The organism is Brevibacillus fortis (genome assembly GCF_003013395.1).
Lineage (GTDB): Bacteria > Bacillota > Bacilli > Brevibacillales > Brevibacillaceae > Brevibacillus > Brevibacillus fortis.
Genome location: NZ_PXZM01000004.1, coordinates 32,445 through 48,083, shown reverse-complemented (window position 1 = coordinate 48,083; position 15,639 = coordinate 32,445). Strand labels below are relative to the sequence as shown.

The window sequence follows — 15,639 nt, the reverse complement described above, 5'->3', positions numbered from 1 at the left end:
GGAAGGAGACCGCCCGAACGAAGTGAGGAAAAAGGCGACTGGAAAACATGTGGCACGCCTTCCTCCCGACCACTACAGTATGTTGACGAGCTTTACTCCTTGTGCAAAAGCTTGCCGATCTTGAGCGCCAGCTGGATTTGAAGTAGCTCCTCCGAGTTTTTCAAATCCATGTTCAAAATCTCCTTGATCTTCTCAATCCGATAAATAAACGTATTGCGGTGAATGAACATCGCTTTCGCCGCTTCACTGACGTTTTGATTGTACAAAAAGTAATTGTCCAAGGTCACCATGAGGCTCGTGCCGAACTCTTGATCATGCTCGTACAGCTTCCCCAGACGCTTCAAAAAGAAGTCTTCCAGTTCGATGTCCTTAATGTTGGAATCCAAGAAATGATAGACGGAGTAATCATCGAAATGAGAGACGTCGCCCTTGCTGTTGAACTTCTGCATCAGGCGGATCGCTTCATGTGCTTCAGAAAAGCTTTTATGCAGCGAAGCGATGTTTTTATACTGACGGCCGACCCCAATAAAGAATAAGGTTTTCTTGATTTTATCCACGAGAGCGCTATACAGCTCATTGGCGAATTGCTTGGCTTCGCTTGCGGATACCACAGGTCGATGCTCATTTTGTCCGATGAGGATGATGATCCGGTTGTTCCGATAAAAGCAGGTGATTTCTCCAGGAGCTGTGCTCGAATAGTCATAGACGAGATCCACACATCTTTTGGCGATCCGATCCAGCTCATACTTGCGATCGACCATATCCTCCAAATTTTCCAGCTCAACCGGCTCGATATTAATAACCACACAAAAATACATGTAGCTCGATTGTAGTCCGTGCAAATCACATAAGGTTTGCAGTGAGTCAGACGAAGTAATTTTTCCCGTTAATAAGTCATCGAAAAAGTCTTGTCTGATCTTCAGCTTCACTTCCTCGATTTCCCTCGCCTTGATCCGCTCCAGCGCCACGATCGTGGATGCCTGCTCCAGTACGATGTAGTCAAATTCAGTCAGCTCCCAAACTGTTTGCCAGACGACGATGTATCCATAGATGTGATTGGCAACGGCCACAGGGAGAATCCTGCATTTGATCTCATAATCTTTTGCATGGTAGATACGCTTGATCGACTTTTTGATCTGGCTAATATTTTTCGGGACAGACTCGATGAAGTCACGGGTAAACACAGGCCTGTTTTTGATCAAGGTCAAGCAGGAGTCAAGCGGAATCGGATTGTGCCAGATTTCCGTGTAATGGAGCAGATGCCAGTCCTGATCCAGAATGAGGATCGGGTTGTTGATTGTCTCGGACAGTTCAGAGGCGATGCGATCCAGTCCTCCACCCTCGAGCGCAATGCGAAACAGCGCATTATGCATGTCCAATGTTTTGCGGTTCAACAAGTCGTAACGTCCGGAGGCTTTCTCATTAATAATGGCAATCACTTTCGACAGCGTGTATTCAAAAGGCAATGCTAGCAGTGGGAGTCCGTACTTGTTGGCATGATCGATCATGTTTTGCGGGATTTGATCAAAATAGCGATGCATCTTGATGCAGAGCCCAGAACAGTTGATTTCCGCAAGCTCCTTGATGATTTTATTTTGCAGTTCGGGGTTGTCTTTGAAAATATATCCGGTGGAGAGCAGCAGTTCATTGGAAGACAGCCAGTCAAACGCATCCGGGTTCTCCATGATGTTGACGATGGAGATGACGTTGTTGATGCCTTGTTCTCCGGCGATGATTTTAATGCCGTCAATGGATTGGATGGACAGCAAATCTTTGATAGTCAGCATCTCGTTCACTCCTTTGCCACAAACGGATGGTTGTGATTGTGCAATGTGCACAAGCGAAACTGAGTTTTTTTAGTTTCGATACACAATGACGATCTCATACATCCTGTCTAAAATAATGCTGTAAGGTACGGGTGCTTGTCTAATGATTTTTGGGAGAACAAGCGCTCAGCAAAAACAGTCGGGCTATTATTACGAGACCATGGAGGGCGACTATGACGGACAAAAACGCAGTGCACGCATTTCTCGAAGCAGCGGCAGCAGGGGATATCGAGGCGCTGAAAAAGCATTTGGAGCAAGGCGTAGATATCAACGCAAGAAACAAACAAAAGCGTACAGCGATTCTGACTGCAGCCATGAACGACAAATTGGAAGCGGTATCGTTTTTGGTAGAAGCGGGTGCAGATGTTAATTTGCAGGATGAAACATGCTTCAACCCGTTTTTGTTCGGTTGCATCAACAACAAGCTGGAACTCGTCAAAATGATGATCAAGGCAGGTACCAACCTGGAGCTGTTGACTCGCTTTGGCGGAGTAGGGATTACACCCGCTTCTGAAAAAGGTCATGTGGAGATCGTGCGTGAGCTGGTAACAACAACGGACATCAATGTGAATCACACCAACTTTGTAGGCTGGACACCACTCATCGAAGCAATCATCCTGAATGATGGCGGCGAAAAGCAGCAAGCGATCATCAAGCTGTTGATTGAGCATGGCTGCAATGTGCACATGGTAGATAAATACGGCGTAACACCGCTTGAACTGGCAAGAAGAAAAGGCTACACCGAAATCGAACAAATCTTGCTGGAAGCAGGAGCAAAGTAAAGCGTCCCATGTACATCCAGGCGTTGTCTGGCGATGCTGGTTTCCTTGAGCGTTTGGCACGAGCAAACTTTAGCGGGGCCGTACACAGTATTTTTGAGCGAACGATCAATCTGACATGCAGCGAAAACGGGGAATTGTACACCATTGGCAACAAGCAGCTAGACAATGCACCGAACACGCTCATCATTGATGTACAAGGTTTTTCAGAGCTGGGGCTGTCAGTAAACGCTCCAGTCATTACGGAAGAGAATACGCTCGTTATCGGAGCGGATTTGCGAATATGGACACAGCAAGCAACAAAGTGGGAAGGTGAGCTTCCTTCCTATCCTTGTGACATAGAAGGCGTAGAAGTATTGCGAAGAAATGTAGCGTTCACGAAAAACTACGTGGACGTATACGGCAAGACGGGGGGCATGAAAATGTCCTCCCAACCTGCCAGCCCGTTTGAGAAAGAGATGTCCCGTATGCTGATCCAGCGTGCAGGCATGCTTTCCGACGATCTGGCGAACAACCGCATAGAGTCAGCTACTCAGCGTGCGATAAGTCTTATCGGACTGGGTCCGGGGTTAACGCCCTCAGGTGACGATTTTTTAGTGGGATTGTGCAGTGTATACAAAATGCAAAACATTTCCTGTTGTTTGTCATGCCCATTTTTCGAAGAAATCGTCCGTTCGTCCCAAGCATTAACGAACGAAGTCAGTGCGATCACGTTGAAAAAAGCGGCCTATGGTCAAGTAAGAGAGTCACTCCAAGATTTGCTTTCGTGTATGGTGTCCGGCTCCTTGGAAGAGCTTGTCCCTGCCTTAGACAAAATCATCGGGATCGGCTCGTCGTCGGGCACGGATATCTTGCTTGGCATCCTATGTGGTTTGGAACGAAATCTAGAAGCTGGAGGTAACGTATGTCTACCAAAGTCGTAATCAAGCAAAGCACGTATTTTGACTCGGTATCCCTGATGTCTCTATCTACAAAAGCGAATCAAATCGAAGGTGTCGAGCAAGCAGTCATTGCAATGGGCACCGACATGAACAAAGAGGTATTGAAAAACGTAGGCTTGCTCACACCTGAGCTGGAAGCAGCGAAAACGAGCGACCTGATGATCGTGGTGAAGGCAGCGACAGTCGAGCTGTGCGAGAGCGCTCTCATCGCCATCGAAGAACTGTTCAAGAAAAAAGGCGGCAGCAAATCTGCTACGGAGATCAAATACTCCACGATTGATTCAGCGGTAGCCAGCATCCCAGAGGCAAACCTCGCAGTGATTTCGGTAAACGGTGCATTCGCGGCGAGAGAAGCGAGAAAAGCATTGGAAAACGATCTGCACGTCATGCTGTTCAGCGACAACGTGAGCATCGAGGAAGAGATCGCCCTCAAGCAATTCGCGCATGAAAAAGGCCTCTTGATGATGGGACCTGACTGCGGTACAGCGATTATCGGCAATGTAGCACTGTGCTTCGGAAACGCCGTGAGAAAAGGCAGCATCGGGATCGTAGGTGCATCCGGGACAGGAAGCCAAGAGGTGAGCGTGCGTATTCACGACTTCGGCGGCGGTATCACGCAGCTGATCGGCACAGGCGGTCGCGATCTGTCAGAGCAAGTCGGCGGCATCATGATGCTCGACGGAATCAAAGCACTGGAAGAGGATGAGGCGACAAAGGTCATCGTACTCATTTCCAAGCCACCAGCACCAAGCGTTCAGGAAAAAGTTTTGGCACAAGTAAAGAACAGCAAAAAGCCTGTCGTTGTGTACTTCATAGGTGGAGACGAAGCAGCGGTTGTACAAGCTGGCGGACATTTTGCGAAAACGAGCAAGGAAGCAGCCATCAAAGCAGTGGTGCTGGCGGGCGCCAACGAAGACGAGCTCAACAAACGCGCACTCAACTGGCCGCTGATTGAAGAAGTGCGGGCCAAGCTGACACCGGAACAAAAATACGTTCGCGGACTGTTCTGCGGCGGTACCCTGTGCGACGAAGCGATGTACCTCGCGATGGAAAAGTATGAAGACGTATACAGCAACATCCAAAAGAAAGCAGACTACAAGCTGAAAAACATCCATGAGAGCAAGGCTCACACCTACCTCGACATGGGCGATGACGACTTTACAAACGGCAAGCCGCATCCAATGATCGACCCGTCCTCGCGCATCGCAAGATTTTTGGAAGAAGCAAAAGATCCTTCCGTCGGCGTCATTCTGATGGACTTCATCTTGGGCTTTGGTTCCCACGAAGATCCTGTAGGCGTGATGCTGCCAGCGATCATCGAAGCAAAAGATCAGGCTGCCAAGGAAGGCAGACACCTGGAAATCCTGGGCTACGTGCTGGGTACCGACCTCGATACACCGAACTTCGATGAGCAAGTGAAGAAGCTGATGGATGCGGGTGTAACGATTGCAAGCAGCAGCACGAACGCAGGTCTTCTGGCCAGAGAATTTGTCGCGAAAGGGGAATAATCATGAGCAAAATCAACGAGCTGTTTAACGGAAAAATTCATGCGATCAACGTAGGAATCGAGTTTTTCAAAGACGATATCATCAAGCAAAATGCGAATGCGTCTCATCTGGATTGGAAGCCTCCGGGTGGCGGAAAGCCTGAGCTGATCAACGCTCTCGACAGACTGGAAAACACTGCGGTCGCAGACAAAATCGCTGGGGCAAACAAGCTGGCGGTAGAGCGTATCATCAACTCCCAGCCGATGCTTGTTGGCTTCGACCAAGCAATCAATGTGGTACCAGGCATGACAAAAACGACGATTCTCCACGCAGGTCCGCCCATTACTTGGGACAAAATGTGCGGCGCGATGAAAGGTGCTGTAACCGGAGCAATCGTATTCGAGGGCTTGGCAAAAGACATCGAGGAAGCTGAACAGGTAGCTGCTTCCGGCGCGATCACGTTCTCTCCCTGCCACGAACACAACTGCGTAGGCTCCATGGCTGGTGTCACATCCGCTTCAATGTTCATGCATGTGGTGAAAAACAAAACGTACGGCAACGTCGCTTACACCAACCTGAGTGAGCAAATGGCCAAAATTCTCCGCATGGGTGCCAACGATGAAAGTGTCATCGCTCGCCTGAACTGGATGCGCGATGTATTGGGACCAATGCTGCGGGATGCCATGAAAATTGCTGGCGAAATCGATCTTCGTCTCATGCTGGCGCAAGCATTGCACATGGGCGATGAATGCCACAACCGCAACAACGCGGGTACGAGCTTGTTGATTCAAGCGCTGACTCCGTACATTTTGGAGACAGATTTCACAAAAGAACAAAAACGCGAAGTATTCGATTTCGTAGCAAGCAGCGATTACTTCTCTGGTCCGACATGGATGGCGATGTGCAAATGCGCACTGGACGCAGCACATGGAATCGAGAACAGCACGATTGTCACCACGATGGCGCGCAATGGGGTAGAGTTCGGTATTCGTGTAAGCGGCATGGCAGGCAACACTTGGTTCACAGGACCAGCGCAAAAGGTAGTCGGTCCGATGTTTGCAGGCTACAAGCCAGAGGATTCCGGCTTGGATATCGGGGACAGTGCGATCACCGAAACATATGGGATCGGCGGTTTCGCGATGGCGGCAGCTCCAGCGATTGTTGCGCTCGTAGGCGGAACGGTTGAAGAAGCGATCGGCTTCTCCACCACGATGAAGGAAATTACGACAGCAGAAAATCCAAACGTCACGATTCCTCTCCTCGACTTCCAAGGTGTCGCAACAGGAATTGATATTCGTCAGGTGATCCAAACAGGCATCCTGCCGATTATCAACACCGCCATTGCGCATAAAGACGCGGGTATCGGCATGATTGGTGCGGGTATTACGTATCCACCGATGGTAGCTTTCGAAAAGGCATTGCTTGCAGTAACGGAAACGATTAGCTAACAGCTTTTCATCCTAAGTGACTCAGCTTTCGCAGCAAAAGAAGGTTGCGAAAGCTGGGTTGAATGAGGAAGGTGAATGAACATGGGACAGGCAAACGTAAAGGGATCATATGAAGAATTCAAGTCCTATGGATATGCGGACGATATTTTGCCAAAGACTTCCGAAAATCGAGATTGGGGCACCTTTAACTACGTGACCGTATGGATGGGCGCTGTGCACAATCTTATGTCGTACATGACTGTAGCCGGATTTTTGTCCTCGGATTATCCGTTCCGCAAGTCTTGTGGGCAGTCATGATTGCTGCCTTGATTGTTTCGGCTGGCTATGTGTTGAATGGCTATGCGGGACAGAAGTACGGGATTGGCTATTCGATGCTTCTGCGCAGCTCCTTTGGTGTAAAAGGCTCGATCATTCCTGCTATATGTCGTGGGCTAATTGCTGGGGTTGTGTTTTTTGGGACAAAAACGATTATTGGGGCACAGTCCTTTAATGTTATTTTTGAGAAAATTTTCCCGGGTTATATGGAGATGCTTCCGGGCTTTGATTTTCTTGGATTAGACTTCCCGACCGCACTTTCTTACGTGATCCTCTGGGTCATTACAGTTGGACTGTTTTTAGGTGGAATGAAAATTCTTAGTCTGTTTAGTAAATGGTCTTCACCGATCATCTATATTTTCATCGTGGGTGCAGCGATTTGGGCGATCAGCGTTGCTGGCGGATTCGGTCCGATTTTTGCCTATGCTCCTGCCAAACCGATGGAGAATTGGCTTGTATTTATCGCATGTGTTAGTGCATTGGTATCGAACTGGGGTGGCCCGATTGTAAATATTACAGACCTTACGCAACGGGCAAAACACCCGAAAGCTCCGATGATTGGTCTGCCGCTTGGAATGATTGCATCCTACATCCTGTTTGGAATTACGTGTGTAGGATTGTTGGTTGGAACGCAAATCGCGTTTGGCATCACAGACTTTAATGTAGTCGTTGCCATTGATCAAATTGGGAATCCTGTTGCCGTCATTATCTTGTTGCTGGCACTGAATATAGGTTCGACGAGCTATGTTGTGTTTGGGAATTTGCTGCCATCTGGACTGCAAATGACAGCGCTTCTTCCGAAAATGTTTACAGTGAAATCAGCGGCTATCTTAACAGCTGTATTGGGGACTGTCATTTTACCTTGGAAGCTGGTGAACGGCACGGCTGCGCTGTATATGTTCTATAGCTTTATCGGCTCCATGTACGGTCCGATTACGGGAATCATGCTGGTGAGTTTCTTCATTGAAAGAAAAAGAAAGCTGGATTTATCTGGCATCTACGTAAAACCAGGTGAAAACGGGGAATACAAAAACGGCTTTAATATGGTGGCATGCGGCGTATTGATCGTCAGCTTCTTGACTACACTATCCGGCTCTTTCTTGCCAAATGTGCCACTATTGGCAAACATCAGCAAGTCAGCATTCCTTAGCGGGTCGATCATATCTGGCGTTTTATATGCGCTGTGCTATAAATGGAACACATCAAGCACGATCACGCAGAGTGAAACAGCTGCAAAAGTATCTTAACAAAGGGAGAAGTGCCCAGTGGAAAAACTCGTTATTGTTGCAATCGGCGGCAACTCATTAGTTAAAGATAATGGTCGCAACACGATTCAAGACCAATATGAAGCCGTATGTGAAACCGCGGCAAATATAGCAGATATGGTGCAAGAAGGTTACAACGTTGTCGTTACCCATGGCAATGGACCACAGGTTGGATTTGCTTTGCAACGATGCGAAATCGCCAATGAAGTGTCCGGGATGCCAACGATCCCGCTGGTCAATTGCGTGGCGGATACGCAGGGCGGAATCGGCTATCAAATCCAGCAGGCACTCACCAACGAATTTGCCAAAAAAGGAATCAACAAAAAAGTGGCGAGCGTTATCACGCAGGTAGAAGTCAGCAAGGATGATCCGAACTTCGAAAATCCAACGAAGCCAGTCGGCTCCTTCTTCACACTGGAGCAGGCGGAAGAGATGCGCAAAGAGCATCCGGACTGGGTATTTATCGAGGATTCTGGTCGCGGCTACAGAAGAGTGGTTCCATCCCCGAAGCCAATCGATATCGTGGAAAAAGACGCAATCAAATCGTTGATCGAAGCGGGATATGTGGTTGTCGCTGTTGGTGGCGGCGGTATTCCGGTTGTGAAAACGGGCGAAAATACGTACGATGGTATCGATGCTGTCATCGACAAAGATTTTGCCACCAGCTTGCTGGCAGAGCAAATCGATGCACAGACATTGATCATTACGACAGGTGTCCCGCAGGTATGCATTAACTTCGGCAAGCCAAATCAAAAGGCGCTGGAGCGCATCACGGTAGAGGAAACGAAGCAATACGTTCGTGAAGAGCACTTCGCAAAAGGCAGCATGCTGCCAAAAATCGAGGCCAGTCTGATCTTTTTGGAGAAAAGCGGGTCAAGCGTGATCATCACGAACCCGGAGAGCTTAAAAGATGCGATTACGAACAAAGCAGGGACACACATCGTAAAATAATGGCCTCTTGAGGGAGGATGCAAGTCAATGGATTACATGAAGCTAGCAGTGGAAAAAACGCTGGAAGGTATGAACAACAAGCTTGGAGGACCTTTCGGGGCAGCCGTCGTGAAAGGGGACGAAATCATCGCCGTATGCAGCAATCGCATGATGGCAGATATGGACCCGTCCCAGCACGCAGAGATGGTAGCGATACGCGAAGCGTGCAAGACGCTGGGCACGATGGACCTGACAGGCTGCGAAATTTACGCGACATGCGAGCCTTGCCCGATGTGCGTGGGGGCTATCATTTGGTCTGGCATCAAGGTCGTTCATTACTGCTCGACTGCGGAGGACGCGCATGAGAACGGTTTTTCGGATAAGCATCTGCGCGACTATTTTTCTGGTAAGGATACGAGCGTTTTGAACATGATCAAGGTGGAGAAGCGCGAGGACTGCGATCAGTTGTTTAGGCACTATCACAAGCTGAACCAAGCGTAGTAGGTAACTGAATAGCAGACAAGAAACACGGATGTTCGGAGTATGAAAAAAGGGCCTTAATAAGGGCCCTTTTCCTCTTTTTGGGCTTGGATTTCCCCCATATCCTACGTCATGGTTGCTTGTCTATTAAAGGTGCGTAGAGTATTGTTTTTTTAAAAATAATAGACTAATTTCCTAATTGTGTAATATGCAGAATATGACATTATTCCCATTTGGTATATTAGGAAGTAATGATATCATGTTTAATCATAATAAAATATGGAAAGTGAGGTAGTAATTGTGAAGGGAATCGTATTAGGCAGTGCTGCTCAATTCGAGTAGACAGTAGATTCAGTTGTAACAAAAGGCCTAACAAATTGATTTGGTAAGAGGGTACATTACAGCAAAGTTACATATTCGAGTAGGTGAATTTGAATATTGATCGTGGAGCTATCATGTTTCAGTTTGGGTTTATTAAATTTCGAAGTATTTTACTGAGATAGTGACTCTTTCTACTACCTGTATTTTGAACAATACTCCATTTTCTTAAGCGCTGTTCTCGAATGTCAAACTAGTAGAAACCTAACCAATGAGGAGAGCAAAGTGAACATTAACATGAAGAGATATTTGTCCGTGCTTCTAGTGCTGAGTGTGCTTTTGAATATGGTAGTACCCCTTTCATATGCATCTACAAATCTAGATAATCAAATGAACACAGTGCAAACAAGTGAAAATACATCTTCAGAAGGTCTAGAGAGTACAACAGAAATAGAAAGCGAAGGATCTGTAGATAGTAAGTTCCCCATGGACGAGGGAAAGCAAGAAAATGAGGAAGAATTAGAACCAGAAAACGAAATAGTAGAGTTATCAATCCTTCCAGATGAAATTCAAATGGCAGTAGATGAATCCGTTGCTTTACTTGTTAAGGCATCGTGGGCAGATAAAGTTGTTGAAGATGTAACCAAATCTGTCACGTGGGAAATCGAGAACAAAGAATTGATTCGTATCGAAGAAGGCAAGGTCATTGCTCAAGCTCCGGGTAAAACCACGCTCACTGCTACTTACAAAGACAAAGTGACGAAAGTGAATGTTGAAGTGGTAGATGCTTCTTCAGAAGAGCCTGCTGTAGATGAATTAACCGATGAATCACAAACCGGCGAAATAGAAGAGGAAATCCCCAGGTTGATGAGCCGAGTTGCGGGGGAAACATTCGAGCTAACCATTTCCGAAGGTGAGACTTATGTTTTTGAAAATAGTAATCCTAAATCAAGTTCTTCGTTGAAGGCCGACACTTCGAGAACTGATGGTAGGACGTATGACTATGCTGCGTACAATGCAGAGGGAGAGGGCGTCGCTCATGACCTAGACTCCATTGCCACTTCAAGGTCGATCCCGCTAGATGGAAGGCTTGTTGTTACGGTTACTGGATTTCCGGTAACTTTTACGGGAGATGTAGAAAAAACAACCTATTATTCTGCATCAGAACCCGCTTTATTTAAAAAAACGTTGAGCCAAGATGAAACGTTTATTGCAGTAAATACAAGCTCACAAAGTGAGTCCATTCAATACACTGGTGGTACGAAAAAGAAATTCAGTTACCATATATTCAACAGTGATGGTTCGGTGTACAAACAGGCTGTCGATACGTCGACAGTTTCCTATTCCGTTCCAGCAGGTGGAAAGTTTGTAGCCACTTCGACATCTGATGATCCTGTAACATTTGGTGGTTATTATGACATCTTCAAAGAAGAGGACACCTCCGATGGAACTGTCATCAGTCACAAACTGAATCAAGGCGAGTCCTATCGTTTTGTCAATAATAGTGAAAAGACATTAAGGTTAGATACCGATGCTGCGTATAAGACAGATACGAGATTTGATTTTGCTATTTACAAAAGCGATGGCACAGTACATTCCCAGGCTGCTAATTCATATGCAAGATCGAACGCTGTCTCCGCGGGTGGAGAGATAGTCGTAACGGTTAAGTCTAGCACGCCGATCACGTTCCAAGTATATGACCCTATCTTTGTCGGAACCCCAAGTGTTGATCCTGCTCTTTGGGAAAGAACGGTTACCAAAAATGAAACAGTCAGTGTGAGAAATACAAGCTCATTCGACCTTAAAGCTCTAACAGATGCTGGCCCAAGTAAAGTATTTACTTACCAAGTTACAAGTCGTGATGGTTCTATCGTGAGCCAACAGGACAATTCCTCCTTGAGAAGCATACCTGTTCCAGCTGGTGCGACGTTGACTGCAACAGTAACCAAAGATAATCCGGTAACATTTCATGGATATTTTGATCATTTTAAAGAAGAACAGGTAGAAGATCTTCTATTCAAACAAGAAGTCAAACAAGGCGAATCTTATATCTTTACGAATGTTAGTGGAAAGATTCAAGAGATTGAAACAGATGCTTCTTCTTCAAAAGGAAATCGATTCGAATACACCGTTTATAATAGCGACGGCACTGGCAATTCGTATGCCTTGGATACAGCTTTGAGATCGAAGTATATTCCAGTCGGTGGAAAAATGGTCGTTACGGTCACGTCTTCCATACCTGTGACCTTCCAAGGATTTGAGAAAGGTGTAAAAAGAAGCCCCAGCGCAAATCCTGCACTATTTAAGCGCCAAGTGTTTAATAGTGAAACCGTAAGCTTTTTAAACACAAGCACGAAAGAATTGAAGATTGAAACGAATGCGTCTAGTAGGAATAAATACAGTTATCAGATTGCCTCAAATACTGGTTCTGTCGTCAAACAGCAAAACGATGCAACTGCGACAAGCTTGGAGATACCAGCAGGTGGAAAGCTGACGGTTACCATTCCCTCCGATCAGAGCGTTACCTTTTATGGTTATTATGACCTCTTTAAAGAAGATGGTTCTAGTTCGATACGCTTTAAACGACAACTGAACCAAGGCGAGTCTTATGTATTCACAAACACGAGTACGAACAAATACCAGTATATAGATACAGATGCTTATTCCTCTCAGGATAAGAAATACGATTATACCTTGTACTATCAAGGACTTCCAACACGTCAGTCTGCAAGTGATAATGGAAGACAAATTTCAATGCCTCCGGGCAGTAGAGTAGTGGTCACCGTCATATCTTTAAAACCTGTGACATTCGAAGGTTTTAAAGATGGATTGGAAGCAAGAGTGAGTCCTACCCCTGCTCTTTTCAAACGAACAGCGGTAAAAAACGAAACAATTGGGATTCGGAATACAAGTCAAGATACTATACAAGTTCTAACAGATGCAACCTACAACAAAAATCGATTTACTTATCAAGTGATGAAGAGTGACGGTTCTATTAGTATGGAGGCCAACGACACTTCTCAGCTCCAAGTATCCGTACCGCCAGGGGGTAAGCTGACAGCAACAGTGACCACTGACCTGCCGGTTACGTTCGCAGGTTACTATGACATTTTAAAAGAAGAGTTAGCGGTTTCTTTAACATTTAACCAACAAGTACAACAAGGTCAATCTTATGTCTTTGTAAACAAAAGTGATATAAGACGAGAAATAAAGACAGATGTTACATATGAGTCTGGGAATAAATTTGATTATGCCATGTACGAAGTAGATGGAACCAGTCATAGTCTAGAACGTGATTTCTCTAAAGATTTACTTGAAATTCCCGCAGGTGGAAAGGTAGTTGTAACTGTTACTTCGGCTTCTCCAGTGACGTTCAGCGGATTTGAAAGCACTATAGCAAGAAGTGAAAGTTTGCAACCCGCGTTGTTAAAACGAACCCTCTTAAAGAATGAAAGTGTAAGCATTCTAAATCAGAGTAAAAAAAGTTCGAAAATCAAAACAACTGCGACACGTTATGATACCTATCGTTTCGAAGTCAAGAGTCCAGACGGTAAGATCACAGATAATGATAAAAAAAGCACATCAAAGAGTGAAACAATTAGGGCTGGCCATACCTTTACCACGACAGTCATCAATGATAATCCCATTACTTTTTATGGGGCCTATGAGCATTTTGTCGTAACTTCAGATCCAGTCCCGATCATTGAGAATGTAGCGGTCAACACTTTTGTCGATGTGACGAAGAATGCAAAAGAGGCTATCTATCAGTTCACCACAGAAAAAGAGGGATTGCATCGCTTGTTTACATCTCCGTATCAAGAGAACGGTGGAGAGGTAGACACGATTCTTACCTTGTACAGCGATTCTGCCATGCAGAATGTGATTGTGCAAAATGATGATCATGATGGCCCTTTCGGTTCGCTATTCTCCATGGTGGAAGCAAAGCTTGCGCCGAATACGACGTATTATGTAAAGCTTACCGCAAAGGCAAATGCAAATTTATTGACCAGAATGACAGTAGAGTCAGATTTCGACAATTCTCGTGAAACAGCTACGGCAGCGGAATGGGATGGGATTTATTCCGACCGTTTGTCTTCACCATACGATGTTGATTATTTCAAGCTTACGCTGGATGAGATTGCCGATATGAATTTATATGTCGACAACAACATTCTAACGTTAGAAGATAAAGACGGAAATGAGCTCCAGACGTTTTATGCGAATCAGGAAGACGTGTTATTTATTCCAGGCGACTTAGGCGTATTTTATGCGAAAGTATGGAAGCAAAATCCAAGGAAAGAGAAAAGAGCGGCTCTACGCTCGTTACAGACTGCTCCAACTCCCATCTACCATACAAAGTTTCATAAAGTAGTACGGGATACGGGGTATATGGCTATAGATCCAGCCTTAAACATTGTCGGAACGATTTCATGGAAATACTACGAAGATCATCAGGAAACGGTCATTACCGTAGCACCTAAAGATAATCCAACTCATGTAGTTTACCTAGAAACGAGAAGGTTTTTGGCGAAGAATGTGAAGCATACCTTTACGTGGGATGGTTCCATCAATATGCCGACTACCCAGCCAATCTTAAAAAATGGAACTTACATTGTAAAAATTCGAGCAAAAGACGTTGCAGAAAGGTATACAATTGATTCATGGTTTAGACTGGTCAGTGCAAAAGATACAGAAACTCTTGATATTGATGCTTTAGTTGATACATACAATCGGGAAGTATCTACCGAAGACATTAAAATGATGCAAAAAAATCTTAAATCCATGAAAATGTATCATGGCGAAGTTACAGGCTCTTACGATGAAGATTTATTAATGTCCGTAATTATGTATGAGGTAGTTACCAACAGATGGAGCGGACTAGTTGCCCAACAAGAAATAGATGCAAAAAATAAAGGAACATACTATGAACCTATTACTGAAAGAGGAAAAATAACGAAGAGATTGGTCAGCAATTCTATTAAAGACGCACACCGAGACTTCTCGGGGGGAAGAATTGAGTTTATGCTGCAAGGCGATGCGATCATCTTTTCAGTTGCAACGCGCGGGGCAATACGTATATTGCGTGTCGGGCCTGCCATCACTGTAAAAATAAGTAAAACAGCAAAGGAACTAATTGATGAAGTCAATGAGATGTTTGAATGCAATTGTTTTACTGCTGGAACAAAGGTTCTAACAGACGAAGGGGAGAAGCCTATCGAGGAAATTGAGGTAGGGGATAAAGTCCTAGCTAAGTCTGACGAAACCGGAGAAGTGGCGTATAAAGAGGTCGTGGGGCTGTTCCAAAAACAGGCTGACGAAATTTACTATGTCCACATCGGGGAAGAAATCATCGAGGTTACGGGTGAGCATCCATTTTGGTTGGATGGTAAGGGATGGACGTTCGTTAAAGACCTTAAAGTTGGCGACTTGCTTGTTTCGAGTGATGGTACTAAACTGGCGATAGATAAGATTGAAAAAGAGCCGCGAGAAGCAACGGTTTATAACTTTGAGGTAGCTGATTTCCATTCTTACTTTGTTTCTAACCTTGGTATTTGGGTTCATAACTGTTCGTTGCAACATGTATATAAATCAATTAAAGATGCTCCACTTTACCCACAAGGTTTTTCAGCGGCTAAAAACGGAACTGTGAAGAACAAGGTCAACAATACAGAATTACTTGAGAAACTACGAGCTATTGAGTCCGGTACTTGGAACAAGATTTACAAGGATGGTGTGGATGCAAACGGTAAAAAAATCTCAATTCACTACTTCCAAAGCCAATCCGGTCAAGTGTTTAATGTCAAGGTGAAAAATGGATGGAGCAACTCATCGAGTCAAATGCCTTAATAA

General features: G+C 45.4%; 8 protein-coding genes and 1 pseudogene. 8 read left to right on the top strand and 1 reads right to left on the bottom strand.

Annotation, left to right across the window (positions count from 1 at the left end):
• Nucleotides 1–92: 92 nt before the first annotated feature.
• Nucleotides 93–1,787: a PucR family transcriptional regulator gene (locus C7R93_RS05165; RefSeq protein WP_106837811.1), complete on the bottom strand. Its 1,695-nt coding sequence runs from the start codon at nucleotides 1,785–1,787 to the stop codon at nucleotides 93–95.
• A gap of 212 nt (nucleotides 1,788–1,999) precedes the next feature.
• Here C7R93_RS05165 and C7R93_RS05160 point away from each other — a divergent pair, with 212 nt between their 5' ends.
• The 8 genes and pseudogenes from C7R93_RS05160 (at nucleotide 2,000) to C7R93_RS05125 (ending at nucleotide 15,636) form a co-directional block, all read left to right on the top strand.
• The gene (locus C7R93_RS05160) at nucleotides 2,000–2,608 is read left to right on the top strand and encodes an ankyrin repeat domain-containing protein (protein WP_106837810.1); all 609 of its coding nucleotides are present in this window, start codon (nucleotides 2,000–2,002) and stop codon (nucleotides 2,606–2,608) included.
• An 8-nt stretch (nucleotides 2,609–2,616) separates the two neighbouring features.
• Complete coding sequence (locus tag C7R93_RS05155; protein ID WP_106837809.1) at nucleotides 2,617–3,528, top strand: oxamate carbamoyltransferase subunit AllH family protein; 912 nt, start codon at nucleotides 2,617–2,619, stop codon at nucleotides 3,526–3,528.
• Nucleotides 3,510–5,054 carry an acyl-CoA synthetase FdrA gene (gene fdrA, locus C7R93_RS05150; protein WP_106837808.1) on the top strand — a complete coding sequence of 515 codons (1,545 nt, stop codon included), beginning with the start codon at nucleotides 3,510–3,512 and terminating at the stop codon, nucleotides 5,052–5,054. The genes C7R93_RS05155 and fdrA overlap by 19 nt, the downstream gene beginning before the upstream one ends.
• Nucleotides 5,055–5,056: 2 nt before the next feature.
• On the top strand, nucleotides 5,057–6,481 hold the full coding sequence (locus tag C7R93_RS05145; RefSeq protein ID WP_106837807.1) for a YlbE family protein: 1,425 nt from the start codon (nucleotides 5,057–5,059) through the stop codon (nucleotides 6,479–6,481).
• Nucleotides 6,482–6,562: 81 nt separating this feature from the next.
• A pseudogene (locus C7R93_RS05140) lies at nucleotides 6,563–8,043 on the top strand (cytosine permease).
• A gap of 18 nt (nucleotides 8,044–8,061) precedes the next feature.
• On the top strand, nucleotides 8,062–9,012 hold the full coding sequence (gene arcC / locus C7R93_RS05135; RefSeq protein ID WP_106837806.1) for a carbamate kinase: 951 nt from the start codon (nucleotides 8,062–8,064) through the stop codon (nucleotides 9,010–9,012).
• Nucleotides 9,013–9,039: 27 nt separating this feature from the next.
• Entirely contained in the window at nucleotides 9,040–9,492 is a 453-nt protein-coding gene (locus C7R93_RS05130) for a nucleoside deaminase (RefSeq protein ID WP_106837805.1), read from the top strand.
• A 582-nt stretch (nucleotides 9,493–10,074) separates the two neighbouring features.
• Entirely contained in the window at nucleotides 10,075–15,636 is a 5,562-nt protein-coding gene (locus C7R93_RS05125; RefSeq protein WP_244191450.1) for a polymorphic toxin-type HINT domain-containing protein, read from the top strand.
• Nucleotides 15,637–15,639 lie beyond the last annotated feature (3 nt).

Coding starts and splice junctions, on each gene's coding strand:
- C7R93_RS05165 (WP_106837811.1), bottom strand. CDS start 1,787: ATGCTGACTATCAAAGATTTGCTGTCCATCCAATCCATTGACGGCATT.
- C7R93_RS05160 (WP_106837810.1), top strand. CDS start 2,000: ATGACGGACAAAAACGCAGTGCACGCATTTCTCGAAGCAGCGGCAGCA.
- C7R93_RS05155 (WP_106837809.1), top strand. CDS start 2,617: ATGTACATCCAGGCGTTGTCTGGCGATGCTGGTTTCCTTGAGCGTTTG.
- fdrA (WP_106837808.1), top strand. CDS start 3,510: ATGTCTACCAAAGTCGTAATCAAGCAAAGCACGTATTTTGACTCGGTA.
- C7R93_RS05145 (WP_106837807.1), top strand. CDS start 5,057: ATGAGCAAAATCAACGAGCTGTTTAACGGAAAAATTCATGCGATCAAC.
- C7R93_RS05130 (WP_106837805.1), top strand. CDS start 9,040: ATGGATTACATGAAGCTAGCAGTGGAAAAAACGCTGGAAGGTATGAAC.